The 14919-nt window shown below is 37.5% G+C and carries 14 protein-coding genes; 10 read left to right on the forward strand and 4 right to left on the reverse strand.

Translation table 11 applies throughout. The annotated features are described in order from the left end of the window. Positions 1-79 precede the first annotated feature (79 nt). Positions 80-652: a cysteine hydrolase family protein gene (locus UFO1_RS05850; RefSeq protein ID WP_084159782.1), complete on the forward strand. Its 573-nt coding sequence runs from the start codon at positions 80-82 to the stop codon at positions 650-652. Between the two features lie 100 nt (positions 653-752). On the opposite strand, the gene UFO1_RS05855 is transcribed toward UFO1_RS05850, so the two are convergent. Genes UFO1_RS05855 through UFO1_RS05865 form a run of 3 tightly spaced genes read right to left on the reverse strand, consistent with a single transcriptional unit; the run spans position 753 to position 3830 of the window. Continuing rightward, complete coding sequence (locus UFO1_RS05855) at positions 753-2108, reverse strand: MFS transporter (protein WP_236639335.1); 1356 nt, start codon at positions 2106-2108, stop codon at positions 753-755. Positions 2109-2139: 31 nt separating this feature from the next. Then, a complete protein-coding gene (locus UFO1_RS05860; RefSeq protein WP_038669017.1) occupies positions 2140-2817 on the reverse strand; it encodes an RraA family protein in 678 nt (225 codons plus the stop codon). 47 nt (positions 2818-2864) lie between these two features. Next, positions 2865-3830, reverse strand: a complete 966-nt coding sequence (locus tag UFO1_RS05865) for a 2-hydroxyacid dehydrogenase (RefSeq protein WP_051788843.1) — start codon at positions 3828-3830, stop codon at positions 2865-2867. A gap of 130 nt (positions 3831-3960) precedes the next feature. Between UFO1_RS05865 and UFO1_RS05870 the strand changes: the two genes are divergently transcribed. From UFO1_RS05870 to megL, 3 genes are all read left to right on the forward strand, one after another. Beyond that, the gene (locus tag UFO1_RS05870; RefSeq protein ID WP_038669020.1) at positions 3961-4839 is read left to right on the forward strand and encodes a LysR family transcriptional regulator; all 879 of its coding nucleotides are present in this window, start codon (positions 3961-3963) and stop codon (positions 4837-4839) included. 359 nt (positions 4840-5198) lie between these two features. Continuing rightward, positions 5199-5630, forward strand: a complete 432-nt coding sequence (locus UFO1_RS05875; RefSeq protein ID WP_038669023.1) for an EamA family transporter — start codon at positions 5199-5201, stop codon at positions 5628-5630. Between the two features lie 401 nt (positions 5631-6031). Further along, positions 6032-7264, forward strand: coding sequence for a methionine gamma-lyase (gene megL, locus UFO1_RS05880; protein WP_051788844.1), 1233 nt, complete (start codon positions 6032-6034; stop codon positions 7262-7264). A 6-nt stretch (positions 7265-7270) separates the two neighbouring features. Here the strand turns inward: megL and UFO1_RS05885 are convergent, their stop codons facing one another. Beyond that, positions 7271-8869 (reverse strand): sigma 54-interacting transcriptional regulator, encoded by a 1599-nt coding sequence (locus tag UFO1_RS05885; protein ID WP_038669026.1) that lies wholly within the window; start codon positions 8867-8869, stop codon positions 7271-7273. 315 nt (positions 8870-9184) lie between these two features. On the opposite strand from UFO1_RS05885, the gene UFO1_RS05890 reads away from it, so the two are divergent. The 6 genes from UFO1_RS05890 (at position 9185) to UFO1_RS05915 (ending at position 14907) form a co-directional block, all read left to right on the forward strand. Further along, the gene (locus tag UFO1_RS05890; RefSeq protein WP_051788845.1) at positions 9185-9712 is read left to right on the forward strand and encodes a PadR family transcriptional regulator; all 528 of its coding nucleotides are present in this window, start codon (positions 9185-9187) and stop codon (positions 9710-9712) included. Positions 9713-9781: 69 nt separating this feature from the next. Beyond that, positions 9782-10504 (forward strand): flavodoxin family protein, encoded by a 723-nt coding sequence (locus UFO1_RS05895; RefSeq protein WP_038669029.1) that lies wholly within the window; start codon positions 9782-9784, stop codon positions 10502-10504. Positions 10505-10858: 354 nt separating this feature from the next. Continuing rightward, the gene (locus UFO1_RS05900; protein WP_038669032.1) at positions 10859-11686 is read left to right on the forward strand and encodes a GNAT family N-acetyltransferase; all 828 of its coding nucleotides are present in this window, start codon (positions 10859-10861) and stop codon (positions 11684-11686) included. Between the two features lie 408 nt (positions 11687-12094). After that, a complete protein-coding gene (locus UFO1_RS05905; RefSeq protein ID WP_084159783.1) occupies positions 12095-13618 on the forward strand; it encodes a nitrilase-related carbon-nitrogen hydrolase in 1524 nt (507 codons plus the stop codon). Next, the gene (locus tag UFO1_RS05910; protein ID WP_038669034.1) at positions 13576-14058 is read left to right on the forward strand and encodes a GyrI-like domain-containing protein; all 483 of its coding nucleotides are present in this window, start codon (positions 13576-13578) and stop codon (positions 14056-14058) included. Before UFO1_RS05905 ends, UFO1_RS05910 begins: the two co-directional genes overlap by 43 nt. A gap of 24 nt (positions 14059-14082) precedes the next feature. Beyond that, on the forward strand, positions 14083-14907 hold the full coding sequence (locus tag UFO1_RS05915; RefSeq protein ID WP_038669038.1) for a hypothetical protein: 825 nt from the start codon (positions 14083-14085) through the stop codon (positions 14905-14907). The last annotated feature ends 12 nt before the right edge of the window (positions 14908-14919 follow it).

Here is a 14919-nt window from a genome sequence, read left to right on the forward strand (position 1 = left end):
AAGTTTATAGAGGATAAATAAAAGACGAATTGAATAATAATTAACATGAAACGCCCACCCAAGACCTAGGAGGAGGATAATGAGAATGAAATTTCCTAAAGAAACTGTGTTACTTATTATTGATGTGCAAAAGGCAATCGATAATCCAGTATGGTCTAAACATGGAAACCGCAATCATCCTAAAGCCGAAGAGAATATGGCGACAATTATTCAGGAGTGGAGAAAATCTGGGCGAAACATAATCCATGTCAAACATGAATCAAAGGAACCTAATTCCACCTATCGCCCTGACAGTTTTGGATGTGAGTTCAAAGAATGTGTTACCCCTATAGCTGGTGAACGAATTATTAGTAAGCATGTGAATAGTGCCTTTATTGGGACAAAGCTTGAAGCAACTTTAAGAGAGCAAAATATTTCAGATTTGGTGGTCTTTGGTGTTATCACGAATAACTCTGTGGAAACCACAGTGAGAATGGCTGGAAATTTGGGATTTAATACATACGTAGTAGAGGATGCAACGTTTACCTTTGCAAAACCAGATTATTATGGACGTATTTATAGTGCAGAGGAGGTGCATGGGATATCCCTGGCAAATATGAATCATGAATACTGTAAGATTATCAGCACGAGTGAATTAATGAATATGTTATAAAATAAATACCTTTGTCAAAGCTGTTTTTGGGGGTGAGTGTTATTTGTATTACATGCCAGATTTTACTTGAGGAAGTAATGCCAAAGATTTATAGGCAGCTTCATATTTCTTCATAATCTTCCATTGGTTCAATGATGGTAAAAAGAATGAGAAGGGTCATTAATGAGCTTGTGGATAAGAAAGTAAATACCATATCCCAGTTGAATTTATCCAAGAGAACACCTACGACAAAAGGGGCAAATGCACCGCCCAACGATCCGGCTGTGTTAATGATTGAAGCTGCAAAGGGACACTTCTCTTTTGATGCAAGACCCATAGGATACACCAGAAAGGTGGAGTAACCTAGATTCAAAAGAATACCGGCAAGTAAGAGAACGGTGCTGAGAACGATTGGATCATTAGGGGCATACAACAAGGAATACATCATACATACGGTAGAGGCGGCAGTTAAAATCATTACTGGTTTGCGGCGTTTATCAAAGATTTTATCCGATAACCATCCGCCAATTAGATTCCCTAACATAGCACCTACCCAGGGGGCTGCTGCCACAAAGCCCATTTTTATAATGGAAAATTTCTTAACTGTAACAAGATAAGTAGGTACCCAAGTCATGATGGCATAGGTAATTCCAACCATGAAGAAATATCCCAAAGCACAGCCCCAGATGTTCCAGGAAAAAAGTACTTCTCGATTGGTATTAAGGGGCTGGATTTTCTTCGTACGTATGATCTTGTCTAACCAGCGTAATGAGTTAATTTTCTGGAGTTTCTTACTATTAATGGTATCTTCGCTGGCGGTTATCCCAGAATTTATATAATCAACCTCGATCTTTGAGCAATAGGGACTGTCTTTGGGATTATCTTTTACTAACCACCACCATAGGACAGCAGAAATAAAACCAGGAATAGCAAACAGGTAGAATACTTCTCGCCAACCAAATACCAAAATGATCCATGCGCAGATTGGCGGCACAATTGCAGGAGCAAATTTTATGGATGACATGAAAATGCCTGTTGCAGTTCCTTTTTCCTGGGGAGGAAACCAGCGGTTAATGGTAGTTACGATTCCAATATTGAGCGGTCCCTCGGAAAATCCCAATAATAGCCGAGCAGCCTTAAGCTGGAAAACTGAAGTAGCTACTCCCATGACAAGGGTTGCTAAAGAAGTTAAAATAATGGATAAAGAGAAAAGTTTACGTACACCGTATCTGCCAAAGAAAAATCCCGCGGGAATTTGAATGATAGCATAGCCAAGATAAAACAAGCTAGTCATGGCACCTATATCTGTGTTAGTCAATTTGAAACTTTCTTTAATAAATGGAACGATCACACCAATATTGGCTCTATCCGCACCGGCGATCATGTAAACAAGAAATATCATTGATACAACTATCCAACGAAATTTGGTCTTTTTCTTTAGTATTGTTTGGATATTTTGCTCTATAACGTTTTGCACGATTGATTGCCCCTTTCTTGGCACCTTCTCTTTATCCGATATATTCACAGCCGCGCTCTTGAAGCGCTTTATCCACCCAAGTCCGATCCCAATTCATGTTTTCGATATCTTTCATGGTTTGTTGTTCAGCAAGATTTTTCGCTTTGGTTTTTTGTAGCAGCTCTGGTGCATCTTCTGGCTTAATAACGACTAGACCATCTTCATCACCGATAAGAATATCTCCAGGCTGAATCACTACACCGCCGCAGGAAATCGGAGCATTAATTTCTCCAGGACCGTCTTTGTATGGACCAGCAGGTGTAATCCCTGCTGCATAGATTGGCATATCAATTTTTTTCAGGGTTTCTATATCCCGAATGGCTCCGTCAATAACAAAGCCCCCAAGACCCCGTTTTTTTGCCCACAATACCATCAATTCGCCCATAATAGAATTACTCATGTCACCTTGTGCATCGACTACTAGAATATCGCCAGGCTGTGCGAGATCAAGGGCTTTGTGAAGCAGCAGATTATCACCAGGACGTGATCGAATGGTAAAAGCAGGGCCTAGTAAAGGGGCCTGATTCATAGGACGAATTCTTGCATCTATACAGAACATTCGATTCATATTATCTGCAATATTAGCCACTGGTAAGCCTGCAAAACTTTTAATTAAGTCTTTTGACGGACGATTTATCTGGGTGTAAATACGTAATCCTACATTTGACATGGTTAACACTCCTTTTATTCCATTATGTACAAAAATATATTTTGGAGCTAGACTTTTCTAATGATATTATCGGGCAATGCACCCCCTTCCATTTTCGCGATATTTTGAAAGGATAAACGGAGAACTTCTTCCAAGACATCGCGTGTGCCTCCGGCGATATGGGGAGTAACAAGCGCATTATCAAGCCCAAACAGCGGATTGTCTTTATGTACAGGCTCTGAAGCAAATGTATCCAAGCCTGCACCAAGTAAACGACCCTCTTTTAAAGCCTGTGCAAGTGCCAGCTCGTCTACGATATTGCCTCTAGCAACATTAATTAAGATTGCATTAGGTTTCATTAACCTAAATTCTTTTTCCCCAATCATATTTTTAGTTTCAGGAAGTAATGGAACGTGGAGACTCATAATATCAGATGTTGATAACAAATCTTTCAATGGTACGTAACTTACGCCAAGTTCTTTTTCTTTTTCTGGTGAAAGTCTGTATGCGTCGAAATAGATTATTTTGGTTCCAAACCCTTTAGACAACCTAGCGACTTGTTTACCAATGTTGCCAATGCCAATGATACCATGGGTTTTGCCTTTCATCTCAAACATAAAGGGGCGGTATTCGAACATCAGCCACTTTCCTTGTTTGGTTTCTCGGTCTAAAAAATGCAGCTTGCGGTATAAACATAAAATCATGCCGATTGTCATCTCTGCCACACTGGTTGAATTTACCCCGGGAGTACTGGAAACCATAATCTCCATTTCAGCGGCGGCGATTAAATCAATGTTGTCTACCCCGCTGCCAGTCTTTTGTATTAGTTTTACATGGGGAGCCTTTTCCAGCAATTGGCGTTTAATCGGAAAGGCCGCGGTAATTAAATACTGTGCTTGTGAGAGGCAAAGTTTTCTTTGGCTCTCATTTAACTGATCCCAATACGCTACTTCTGTGCCTGGACTTTTATAAGTCTCAATAAACTCATGTGCTGCAGGTGATACTTTCTCAAAGTAAATTACTTTTGTACCCATCATTAACCTCCTGAATTTTTTGAATTGACTAAATGTTCTATCTAATCTAATATTAAATAGAAATGTTTAAATAGTAAAACGAATTAAATGGCTATATAATAGCAGGATTTATGGTATTTGGAGGTACATCATGTATACTCTTGGAATTGAGACTTTCCTTAGTGTGGTACGTTCACAAAGTTTAAGCAAGGCAGCAGGAGAATTAAATTTAGCCCAAACTACAGTTAGTCAAAGATTAAAAGTGCTGGAACAGGAACTTGGTATTACTTTAATCGAACGAGGCAAAGGAATAAAACAAATTCGGTTAACACTTGCTGGCGAAGAGTTTTACAAGTTGGCTGAGCAATGGAGTTCCATTTGGCGGGAAGCCAAAATTCTGCAGGCACAAGGGCCTAAACTTTCTTTAGTGGTGGGTTCTGTTGACAGTCTAAATACGTTTGTATTGCCACAGGTATATCGTACTCTAAATAAACATCATCCACCAATTAAACTGGAAATCTGTACATCTCATTCGATTGATCTTTATGCAGAAGTTGAAAAAAGACATATCCATGTTGCCTTTGTTCTTCGAGAATTGGTTCATCCCAATATTCAGGTCACCAAATGTTTTACAACACCAATGGTAGTGCTGCGTCCAGCCACAACTGGTGAGCAGGAATCTACCATAGTCCCTCCTTCGGAGTTGGACCCCAATCATGAGTTATTTATGCCTTGGGGGCAAGGATTTCAAACTTGGCATGAACACTGGTGGGATCCACTTTCTCCTTCCAGAATAAAACTCGATAGCACACACTTGCTCCTTAATCTCCTGCAAGATCCTATGCAATGGGCAATTGTTCCCAGGTGGGTTGCCGAAGCGGCTTTGAAGTCTGGGAATTACTTTATTTACAGGCTTACAGATCCGCCTCCGGACTATATATGCTATAAAATTACTCACAAAAATCCCACAAGCCTTACACTTCGAGCGTTAGAGATTTTTGATCAATATTTTATTTCTGTTAGTGGTTAATGAATCTGCCTGTCTTAAGAATAAGAAGGTCTTGCATACATTGGACAGAAGTAGAAAAGAAGGGATGTTAGACTGACATTCCTTCTTTTCTATCAGGCGTGTGAATGAATTATCACACAAGGTATAGGAATATTGATAAAATAGCCTAAAGAGTGTGGTTTTTAATGTAGTAATATGCTATCATGAGATCAAAATAAATATATAATTTAAGTGTAATCTTATAATAAGACGTTGAGTCTGTTATAGCCTCGCATTATGCGATAATGACTCTTACCAGACGACTGGTAAGAGTCTGTTTTTTTTAGAAAGTCATTTAAGATTAGTAGATTAATGTTTAAGGATGAAGGGGATGAATATATATGGAAAATCTTTGGTTAATTTATGCGCTACTATCGGCTTTGACCGCTTCGCTGGTTGCGATATTTGGAAAAATTGGCTTACAATCAATCGATGCAAATGCTGCTACTGCTATTAGATCCATAATTATGGCTGTTTTTTTAGTTGCAGTAGTTGCTGTTCAAGGAAATTTGGGGCAATTGTCGTCAATTATTTCTGATAAAAAGGCGATTTCCTTTATTGCACTTAGTGGGATTGCTGGTGCACTATCATGGTTATTCTATTTTTTGGCTCTAAAGGTTGGGAAAGTATCACAAGTTGCTCCCATAGATAAATTAAGTGTTGTAATTGCTGCAATCATCGCCGTAGCTTTTCTCGGTGAAAAAATTAGCACATTAGGCGGAATTGGTATCGCCCTTATTGCACTTGGTGCTATATTAGTTGCTGTAGGATAAATGATCGGCTAAGCCTTAAGGTTAAGCTAAACGGATGAAGGTTTCAAATGGAGTTAGTACTCCACCTGAAACCTTCGTTTTTTTATTCTGTTTTGTTTCTCAGTGTCCTCTAGTGATAGATAAAATGAGGATAATATGTTTTAGCTAAGACGGGCAACGGGTTTTTGCTGGGCTCGAAGGTGTAAAGAAAATTTCCGAATGTGGCAACTTTCATTCCATAAGTGGAAATAAAGTTGCCAATTGATATAACTATTGAGCAGATATTGGACTGTAAGCAGTGCTGAAAAAGTGGTAAGAGTGGATTATTGGATAGACTGGTACGTATTACATTTTTTCTGGCATAGAAATTGCACATTTAAATTACAGTCAATGAACAATAAGAACTATGGGAGGTTATTTTTGTGGAAAAACATCACAATCTTGGTTATGATACTACAATCATTCATGCTGGTCAGTCGCCAGATCCGACTACCGGTGCGCTTGCCACTCCAATTCATCAAACGTCTACTTTTGTATTTGAGAATGCCGAACAAGGAGCAGCACGGTTTGCCTTGGAGGAAAATGGTTACATATACACCCGTCTGGGAAATCCTACGCAACATTCTCTTGAAGAAAAAATGGCTGCTCTTGAAAAGGCAGAAGCAGCTCTGGCTGTTGCTTCTGGCATGACGGCAATCGCTGCCTCGTTTTGGACGGTTTGTGGTAACGGTGATCACATTGTAGCATCGGATACGTTATATGGATGTACTCATGCCTTGTTATCTCACAGCATGCCTAAATTTGGGATTGCCGTCACTTTTGTTGATGCGTCTAATTTAGAAAATATTCGTAAAGCCATACGGCCTAATACGAAAGTAGTATTTATTGAGACTCCGTCTAATCCGACACTTACCATTATTGACATTGCGGCAACTGCCAAGTTGGCCCACGAGCACAATGTCAAACTTATGGTAGATAATACATTTATGTCTCCTTATTGCCAGCGTCCTTTGGAATTAGGTGCCGATATAGTAGTGCATAGTGCTACTAAATATATCAATGGTCATGGAGATGTTATTGCTGGTATTGTTTTAGGAAAAAAAGAATTCATCAATGCGGTAAGGTTTGTTGGTGTAAAAGATGTTACCGGCGGCTGCATCAGTCCCTTCAATGCCTGGCTGACTCTGCGCGGCCTGAAGACCCTTGGCGTCCGGATGGAAAGACATTGCCAAAATGCTCTGCAGGTTGCTAAATTCCTTGCGGGACATCCCAATGTAGAAAAAGTAAATTACCCGGGTTTGCCAGGACACCCTGGACATCAGCTAGCCAAATCCCAAATGTCAGGCTTTGGCGGTATTATAAGTTTTGAAGTAAAAGGAGGCGTTGAAGCCGGACGTAAGATTATGAATAGTGTTAAACTTTGCTTACTGGCAGTCAGCCTTGGCGATACGGAAACGCTAATTCAACATCCTGCCTCAATGACCCATTCACCCATACCTCGTGAAGAACGCCTAAAAGCAGGTATTACTGATGGACTAATTCGATTATCTGTGGGTTTAGAAGACCCTAGTGATATTATCTTTGACCTAGATCAAGCGATAAAAAAGGGGAGTGCCAATATTCTCGATAAGCCCAATATAAAGTTGGCCTTCTAATTGCTATTATTTTGATGTTCTTGATAAATTGCTACTAAGTAAGTACTCCAATCCATAACGACGAATTTTAGTTAAAACTGCTGTATGGGAAAGACCAATATCACGGGCTGCTCCCCTGGCACTTCCATGTCTTTTTAAAGCTTTTTCCAAGATCAATCTTTCCGTATGGTCGATCACTTGTTTCAAGCTTTTTTCCCTTACATCAGGCCGAGTCTCATTAACACCTAATTGATTATGTAGTAAAAGATCTGAGATATCAATTTCTTTACCCAAAGTTAGGTGAATGGCACGTAGAACTACATTTTGTAATTCTCGCACATTACCTGGCCATTCATAGTGGACTAAAAATTCAATTGCAGCTGGCGAAAAATCGAATTGCCTGTTTAGTTCTGCACAATACTTAGCATGAAAGTGCTGCAAAAGTATGGGAATGTCCTCAGGGCGTTGCCTTAACGGAGGAATTTGGATGGGGATTACATTAATACGGTAATATAAATCCTGACGAAACTGTTTTTTTAGGATCATTTCTTCTAAATTTCTGTTAGTAGCCGCAAGAATTCGTACGTCAATGGGTATCTCTTGCGTCCCACCTACACGACGGACAACTCCCTCTTGGAGAACTCGTAACAGTTTTCCTTGTAAAGCAAGTGGCAATTCACCAATTTCATCAAAAAATAGAGTTCCCTTGTGAGCTGCTTCAAATAATCCACTTTTACCACCTTTTCTTGCACCGCTGAAAGAGCCATCTTCATAACCAAATAATTCGCTTTCTAATAAAGCTTCTGGAAGTGCTGCGCAATTGATCGGCACAAAAGGTTTAAGGCACCGGGTACTAGCATGGTGAATGGCTTGAGCGAACATTTCCTTGCCTGTACCACTTTCTCCCCCAATTAGAATACTGCAGTCATTTACTGCTACCCTTTGGGCAATCTTAATTAGCTGTTCCATGGATGAGCTAACATAGATGATATTATCAAACTCAAATTTCTGGTTTTTCATAATCGATTTAACAAGTTGTTTGGCCGATTTCATACTTTTTAACGTAGCAACCGATCCAATTATTTGATTAGTTTCATCTCGTATCGGTTGCCCAGAGCATAAATAATGGAGAGGGCCTCGGGGTGTAGCAATTAACATTTGTTGATTATCAAAGGATTTCCCTAATTGAAGTCCATTAAAATGCAAATTTGATCCGATAATTTGGGTGATGTCTTCCCCTACGGATGTCGACTTATCGATCCGCAAGAGTTGTGCAGCAGTGGAATTGATATATCGAATTGACCCTTCTGAGTCTAAACCGATAATACCATCATTTGCAAATTCCAATACCGTTTGCAATTCTTTTTCGCGTTGTTCATAAGGCTGTAAAGCGATATTCGTAATGCCATGGATATCACTGTGATGTAACAGTTCCCTTTTGATTGAATCTGCAATTTTATTATTATCATCTAGTAGATCACCATCTAAATGAAACTTAATAAAAATTTGTCCGGTTGATACCTCCATAGACTTTATGCTTACTCCTTCCTGAGAAAAAACCTGGGCTACTTCTTGAATCATACCAATACGGTCACCTGTTTTTAACATCCAGCGAATCACAGTCATTAGAATCACTTCCTAATAGTTGTTATCGTGTTTTGCTTTTATAAATATTGTAGCAAAGATTTAAAGAATTGAACTAGTTGGTATATAGTTACGCCAAGGTTTCGTTATTTCCTTTATATGTAAGGGGTTTATGCATAGGACTAACCTTCGTCAATGATTTGACGGAGGTTTATTTCTTTGCAGAAAATGCACTAGAAAATTAACTAGTAAAAGTTATATAGTCGTGAAAATACAGTTATTGACAATGTAAGTATTATCCAATACAATATATATCAGAAGTAAATATATCAACTTGATATAGAAAGGTAAAATGATATGATTGATTATATAATCTTAGGATTTTTATTAGATAAAGAAATGACTGGTTACGATATTAAGCAAAAAATTAATGTAAGTACAGCTAATTTTTACGATGCAAGTTTTGGCAGCATTTATCCAGCCCTAAAACGCTTGGAAGCACAAAAGCTAATTGTTTCAAAAAAAAGTATAAAGAAAGGAAAATTCAAAAACATATATCATATTCTTAATTTAGGTAGACAAACCTTCTTAGATTGGGTTAAAGAACCACTTGTGCTACATCAATCTCGAAATGAATATTTGCTCAAGATATTTTTCTATCGTCATCTATCCAAGGAAGAAGTGGTTAGTCGAATCACACAATTTATAAAGTTGTTATCGGAGTATAAAGAGAATCTGGTCAAGATTGAACCCTTAGTTGCTTCACAAGCGGACTTCTTCCAAATGTCCACACTACGTTATGGATTGGATAATTATCAGTTTTTAATTGATTGGTTTCAAAAGTATTTAATAATTATAGATCAAGAATATTCAAAAACTGAATAAGCTTATTAAGACTCTAATGGAATCCAGGCTAAAAAAGCCATACTATATAAATTGAGGGGAGAATAAGTGATGAAAATTGTAGCTATTAATGGGAGCCCTAGAGGCAAGGCTAGTAATACGAATGTCATGGTTACCGCTTTTTTAAAGGGAGCACAAGCGGCAGGAGCAGAAACTGTAAATGTTTATTTAGCAGAAAAGGAGATCAAACATTGTAAAGGATGCTTTTCCTGTTGGATCAATAACCCCGGACAATGCGTAATTAAAGATGATATGGCAGAAATAATTTCGCTTACAGAAGGTGCAGATATTCTTGTTTTAGCTACGCCACTTTACTTTGATAATATCTCTGGTATTCTAAAAGACTTTATGGACCGCAGTATAGTAAAGGGCGATCCTCATTTTCAAAAAGACCCAACAGGAGAATGTCGGCACTTGAAAAGTACAAAAGGACCATCTCCTAAACTAGTAATGATATCTAATTGTGGTTTTCCTGAAAGATCTCACTTTCAAGTAATTTCTCATTGGGTTGAGAGAGCAGCACTTAACATGCATACCGAAGTCATCGGCCAAATTTATGCAACACAAGGGGGACTTCTGACTGCTCAAATAGAAGATTTACAACCTGTTATTTTTAACTATCTACAACTTTTAGAAAAGGCTGGAGAAGAGGTTGTTACGAATTTGAGAATATCCGAGAAAACTGATAAATTATTAGAACAAAGCTTTATCCCTGATGAGATTTATATTAAACAAGCTAACAATTATTTTGATACTATAATAAAACAGAGTTAGATTACTCGCCTATTTTGAAGCGCCAATGAATATTGAATGATGTTATTACCCAATGGTACTAAAAGGATATAAGCTGTGTAAAAATTAAAAGAACCCAGGATGCGTGTAAATACGTATCCTGGGTTTTAAGCATTATTGACTGTCTACTTTTGAGGTTTATCAATTAGCTTAGAATGTTATAGAAGTAATTAATAAACTGGAAAGTCCGATTAGGTAATAATATTTTCTCTATCTTAGGCAGGAATATCATATGATATTACAGAAATTTCCTTTTAATACAACAAAATTTATCCATCTAGCCGAATCTTAAAGAAAAACGGTCTAGGCCATAAATTCATTTAGGAGGGTATTAGAATGATACGATTGCTTACGGAACAGGATAGAGTCCAAGTTATGAAGTATTTGCAAAAAGATAGTTTTGGAGGGGCTTTTATAATAGGAAATTTGTTAGGATTTGGCTTAGAAAATCATAAGGACCAGAGAAGATGCGGTGATTACTATGGCTATTTTTCTCAAGGAGAATTAATAGGAGTATTACCCTTTTATAATATGGGCAGCTGCATCCCCGTATTTGAAGACGAAAAAGAAGTGGTTACGTCCTTTGCGGATATTATGAGGATGCGACAGTTCCAAGTTCTAATAGGAATGAAAAAGTTTATTAAACCCTTATATGATGTCGTTTCTAATGAAAAGGAGATAGTAAGTTACCAAGAAAGCAGCTACTTTGTAAATAAGCATTTTAGCCCTTTGGCTATAGAAAATACAACTTTTTCCGATGCCCGTGAAATCAATAATAATGATGCAGTGGAATTTATCAGAAGGGCTTATCGGGAAGGATTCCATCAAGAGCATACTCCTGAAGAAACAAAGAAAATAATAGAACAACGCAATGCGGAGGAAGAATTTCTTTTTCTAATAGTTGACGGTAAAATCGTTGCACAGGCCTATATTCAAGCTGTTACTGATAAAATCAATCAAATTGGCGGAGTATTCACTTTGGAGGGGGAACGTAATAAAAGATATGGTAAGGCCATTGTATCGGAACTATGTCGTCGAATTATTGCTAGGGGCAAAATTCCAACTCTTTCAGTTCGTAAAGATAATACTCCAGCAGTTAAAGCATATGTCACTCTTGGCTTTTCACATCATGATGATTATCTAATTGTTAAGTGCAAAGTATAATTAGGTGAGGGGCATAGAAAACCTAGAAAGTCATTAAGACAATATTTGTGTTTTAAATCAGTTTGTACTAAAGCTACGAACCTGTGCTATAACGGTTATCAGCCATTCCTTCGTATTTTGAACCTGCCCAAAAACAGGGTTTACAGTGAAGTAACATTTTCTCAACCATTCTGTTAGGTTAGTCGGCATAATAAAAGAAGGATAAACTCTATGATACTAGAGTTTATCCTTCTTCTTTCATTCAGATGCTTTTTCGCCGAACTTAACCTTTCTAATTTAAATAAACAGCAGATGTGAAACTAGTATTATGCATGCTACTTTGGATTGTTTCTAGGGATAATATGGTATATAGTTAGAATTAACCGAAGCGGAGGTAGTACGAAAAGAAAAATCTTGGAGGAAGGAATTATGCAATTAGGCAGAAGCTCAAAAGATATTATAAACAGCTATCTTTATTGGAGTAGTTTATATAGCCTTCCGCGCTGTATCTTTACAATTATGCTTAGTTCATTGTCATATTATTTGTCTACAGAGTATTGGTATTTCTCTTGGATTGCTCTTTTACTCCTTTGTCTTTATGCGCTGAAAGGATCATCCTTTTTCACATTTCTAACGGGATTTTTTTCATATTTACTTGGATCATCCAATCCTCATGCGGTGTTGCCCCTTATCGTTTACTGGCCTTTGATTATTATTAATGCTATTCTATTTGCCAGTGTACTTGCTATCTTTCATCATTTTGCCGTCAAATGGAAAGGACGGGATACAAGCTTTATCTTTGCGTGCGGTTTAACTGCACAGGAATTCATTGTGTCACTATATTCTCCCCATGGTACTGTACATAGTATAGCTTATACACAAATATCTAACCCTCCCATTGTTCAAATTGCATCGATCACAGGTATTTGGGGTATTACTTTTTTAATGGCACTCATCCCTGCAAGTATTGCTTTAGCTTATCATTATCCTCAGAATCGAAGGTTAACCATAAAAACAAATCTAATTCCAGTAAGTCTACTTTTATTCACGATTTTATTTGGATTTTATCGCTTACATACGCCTTTGGAAGGGCCTAGTATAAAAGTTGGCATTGCTTCGATATCTACTAATTTAGAACAATATGCAGTCGTAGCAGCAAATCGGGATAGACATCAAGTTACAGACACGATTCAACGTTATATTCAAAAGATTGACTTGCTTGCACAATCAGGGGCAGAAGTTGTTTTGCTGCCAGAAAAGATTATTACGATAGAAAAGTACGACGATAATTTTCAGCGTCTATTTAATACAGCACAAAAGAATAAAGTTAACTTAATTGTAGGAGTAACTAGAAAAGATGATAGGGATTTTTACAATTCGGCCTATATCTTTTCTCCAGCAGGAGAAGTTCTTTTAGAATATGATAAAAAACATCTACTACCAGCGTTTGAAAGCAGGTATACTTCAGGAACTACGCTTGGAATCATAGATAAGTGGGGCATTGAAATTTGCAAAGATATGGACTTTACCCAACCTGCACTCGATTATAGTAAGCAAGGAGTAAATATTGTTTTCGTTCCTGCACTGGATTTTCATGACGATGGTTGGAGTCATGCGCGTGTTGCAATTATGCGAGGTGTTGAAGGGAATTATGCAGTAGCACGAGCTGGACAGTGGGGATTATTAACCTTAAGTGATAGTAGAGGTCGTATTATAAATATGGTATATAGCGATGTAGAGGATGACAGCGGAGCTGTGTTAGTGAGCAAGGTAGACCTTGGGCAGGGAAAATCAATATATAGCAAATTGGGTAATAGTTTTGGATGGTTATGCCTAGGAATGTTTATTATACTGAGCATTTCTATGTTGATTATAATACCTAATAAATCTAAAATCAGGGAGATGAAGATATGGATTGCAGAATTGTTAAAAAAGAGGCATTCAAGGTTATAGGCAAGGTGTCCAAAGTATCCACAAAGGGAGGGGCAGAACTAAGAGAAATTCCTGAGTTGTGGGATAAATGTAATTCTGATGGAACTTGTCAGAGAATATGTTCAATCGATCACAGACAAAATATACTAGGTATTTGTATGGACTTTGAACATGATAAAGAACAATTTTCTTATATGATTGCAATAGAAGATATAAATAATTTGCAGGATACTGGTTTTGAAACCAGAGAAATTCCGGCTGGCACTTGGGCAGTTTTTACATCAGTAGGGTCTATGCCAAATGCCATACAAACAGTATGGGAAAAAATCTTTAAGGAATGGTTACCCACGTCAGGCTTTAAGCACGCTGATGCACCTGAACTTGAAGTATATTTTCCTGGAAATCCATCAGCGCAGGATTATAAATGTGAAATATGGATACCGATAATAAAGAATAGCTAATAGGAGATAGGTATTAATACATAAATGCAAACATTGTTGAATGTACTAATTTTAAGTGTAACAGAGATTTTTTATTTATTCGGGATATTAATTGCAGTAGGTTTGTTATTAGGTTGGATTGAATCGCTTTCAAATGGATGGGCATATAAAGCCTTTGGTAAATCGGGTATAATGTTAACTGCATGTATAGGGACACCAATACATGAAATAGGTCATGCTCTAATGTGTTTACTATTTGGGCATAAAATTATTTCTATAAAACTTTTTGATATCAATCCTAATAATTCAACCCTTGGATATGTGAATCATAGTTTCAACAAGTATAGTCTATATCAAAGAAGTGGGAATTTTTTCATAAGCATTGGGCCGATATTTAGTGGTACAGCAGCCATATTATTCTTTATGTACATGCTAGAGCCTAATACCTTCAAAGCATTGCAGATGTACATAGTATCAGCTCCTGTAGGGAGTAACAACATAGTAGACTTTATAAAATGGTCAGGGCACTCCATCATGATAGTGTACAAAGGAATAGTAAGCAATGGAAGCATAAGTTCTCCAAGTTTCTGGTTATTCTTAGTATTAACAATATGTACGTCCTCACATATCGCGTTAAGTAGGGCGGATATAGATAATGCGAAATCAGGGCTGATCGTTACTTTATTAGTGGTTGTACTATTTAATATAGGTGCATCGTTATATGGAATTGAAACCCTAAAATATGTATTGGCAGTTGCTAAGTATAATATCTACTTACTATCTGTGTTATCTGTATCGATTGCTTTTTCCCTCGTAACAGCTTTAATAATGGGGATCTTTTGTAGTATAAAAGGCTATCATAGAAACTAATTATGTCAGGTT

Origin of the sequence: Pelosinus sp. UFO1 (assembly GCF_000725345.1) — a bacterium.
In the GTDB taxonomy this organism is placed as follows: Bacteria; Bacillota; Negativicutes; order DSM-13327; family DSM-13327; genus Pelosinus.

What these genes read in the sequence shown, in the direction of transcription:
- UFO1_RS05850 (WP_084159782.1), top strand. Translation starts at nt 80, where the DNA reads ATGAGAATGAAATTTCCTAAAGAAACTGTGTTACTTATTATTGATGTG.
- UFO1_RS05860 (WP_038669017.1), bottom strand. Translation starts at nt 2,817, where the DNA reads ATGTCAAATGTAGGATTACGTATTTACACCCAGATAAATCGTCCGTCA.
- UFO1_RS05865 (WP_051788843.1), bottom strand. Translation starts at nt 3,830, where the DNA reads ATGGGTACAAAAGTAATTTACTTTGAGAAAGTATCACCTGCAGCACAT.
- UFO1_RS05870 (WP_038669020.1), top strand. Translation starts at nt 3,961, where the DNA reads ATGTATACTCTTGGAATTGAGACTTTCCTTAGTGTGGTACGTTCACAA.
- UFO1_RS05875 (WP_038669023.1), top strand. Translation starts at nt 5,199, where the DNA reads ATGGAAAATCTTTGGTTAATTTATGCGCTACTATCGGCTTTGACCGCT.
- UFO1_RS05885 (WP_038669026.1), bottom strand. Translation starts at nt 8,869, where the DNA reads ATGACTGTGATTCGCTGGATGTTAAAAACAGGTGACCGTATTGGTATG.
- UFO1_RS05890 (WP_051788845.1), top strand. Translation starts at nt 9,185, where the DNA reads ATGATTGATTATATAATCTTAGGATTTTTATTAGATAAAGAAATGACT.
- UFO1_RS05895 (WP_038669029.1), top strand. Translation starts at nt 9,782, where the DNA reads ATGAAAATTGTAGCTATTAATGGGAGCCCTAGAGGCAAGGCTAGTAAT.
- UFO1_RS05900 (WP_038669032.1), top strand. Translation starts at nt 10,859, where the DNA reads ATGATACGATTGCTTACGGAACAGGATAGAGTCCAAGTTATGAAGTAT.
- UFO1_RS05905 (WP_084159783.1), top strand. Translation starts at nt 12,095, where the DNA reads ATGCAATTAGGCAGAAGCTCAAAAGATATTATAAACAGCTATCTTTAT.
- UFO1_RS05910 (WP_038669034.1), top strand. Translation starts at nt 13,576, where the DNA reads ATGGATTGCAGAATTGTTAAAAAAGAGGCATTCAAGGTTATAGGCAAG.
- UFO1_RS05915 (WP_038669038.1), top strand. Translation starts at nt 14,083, where the DNA reads ATGCAAACATTGTTGAATGTACTAATTTTAAGTGTAACAGAGATTTTT.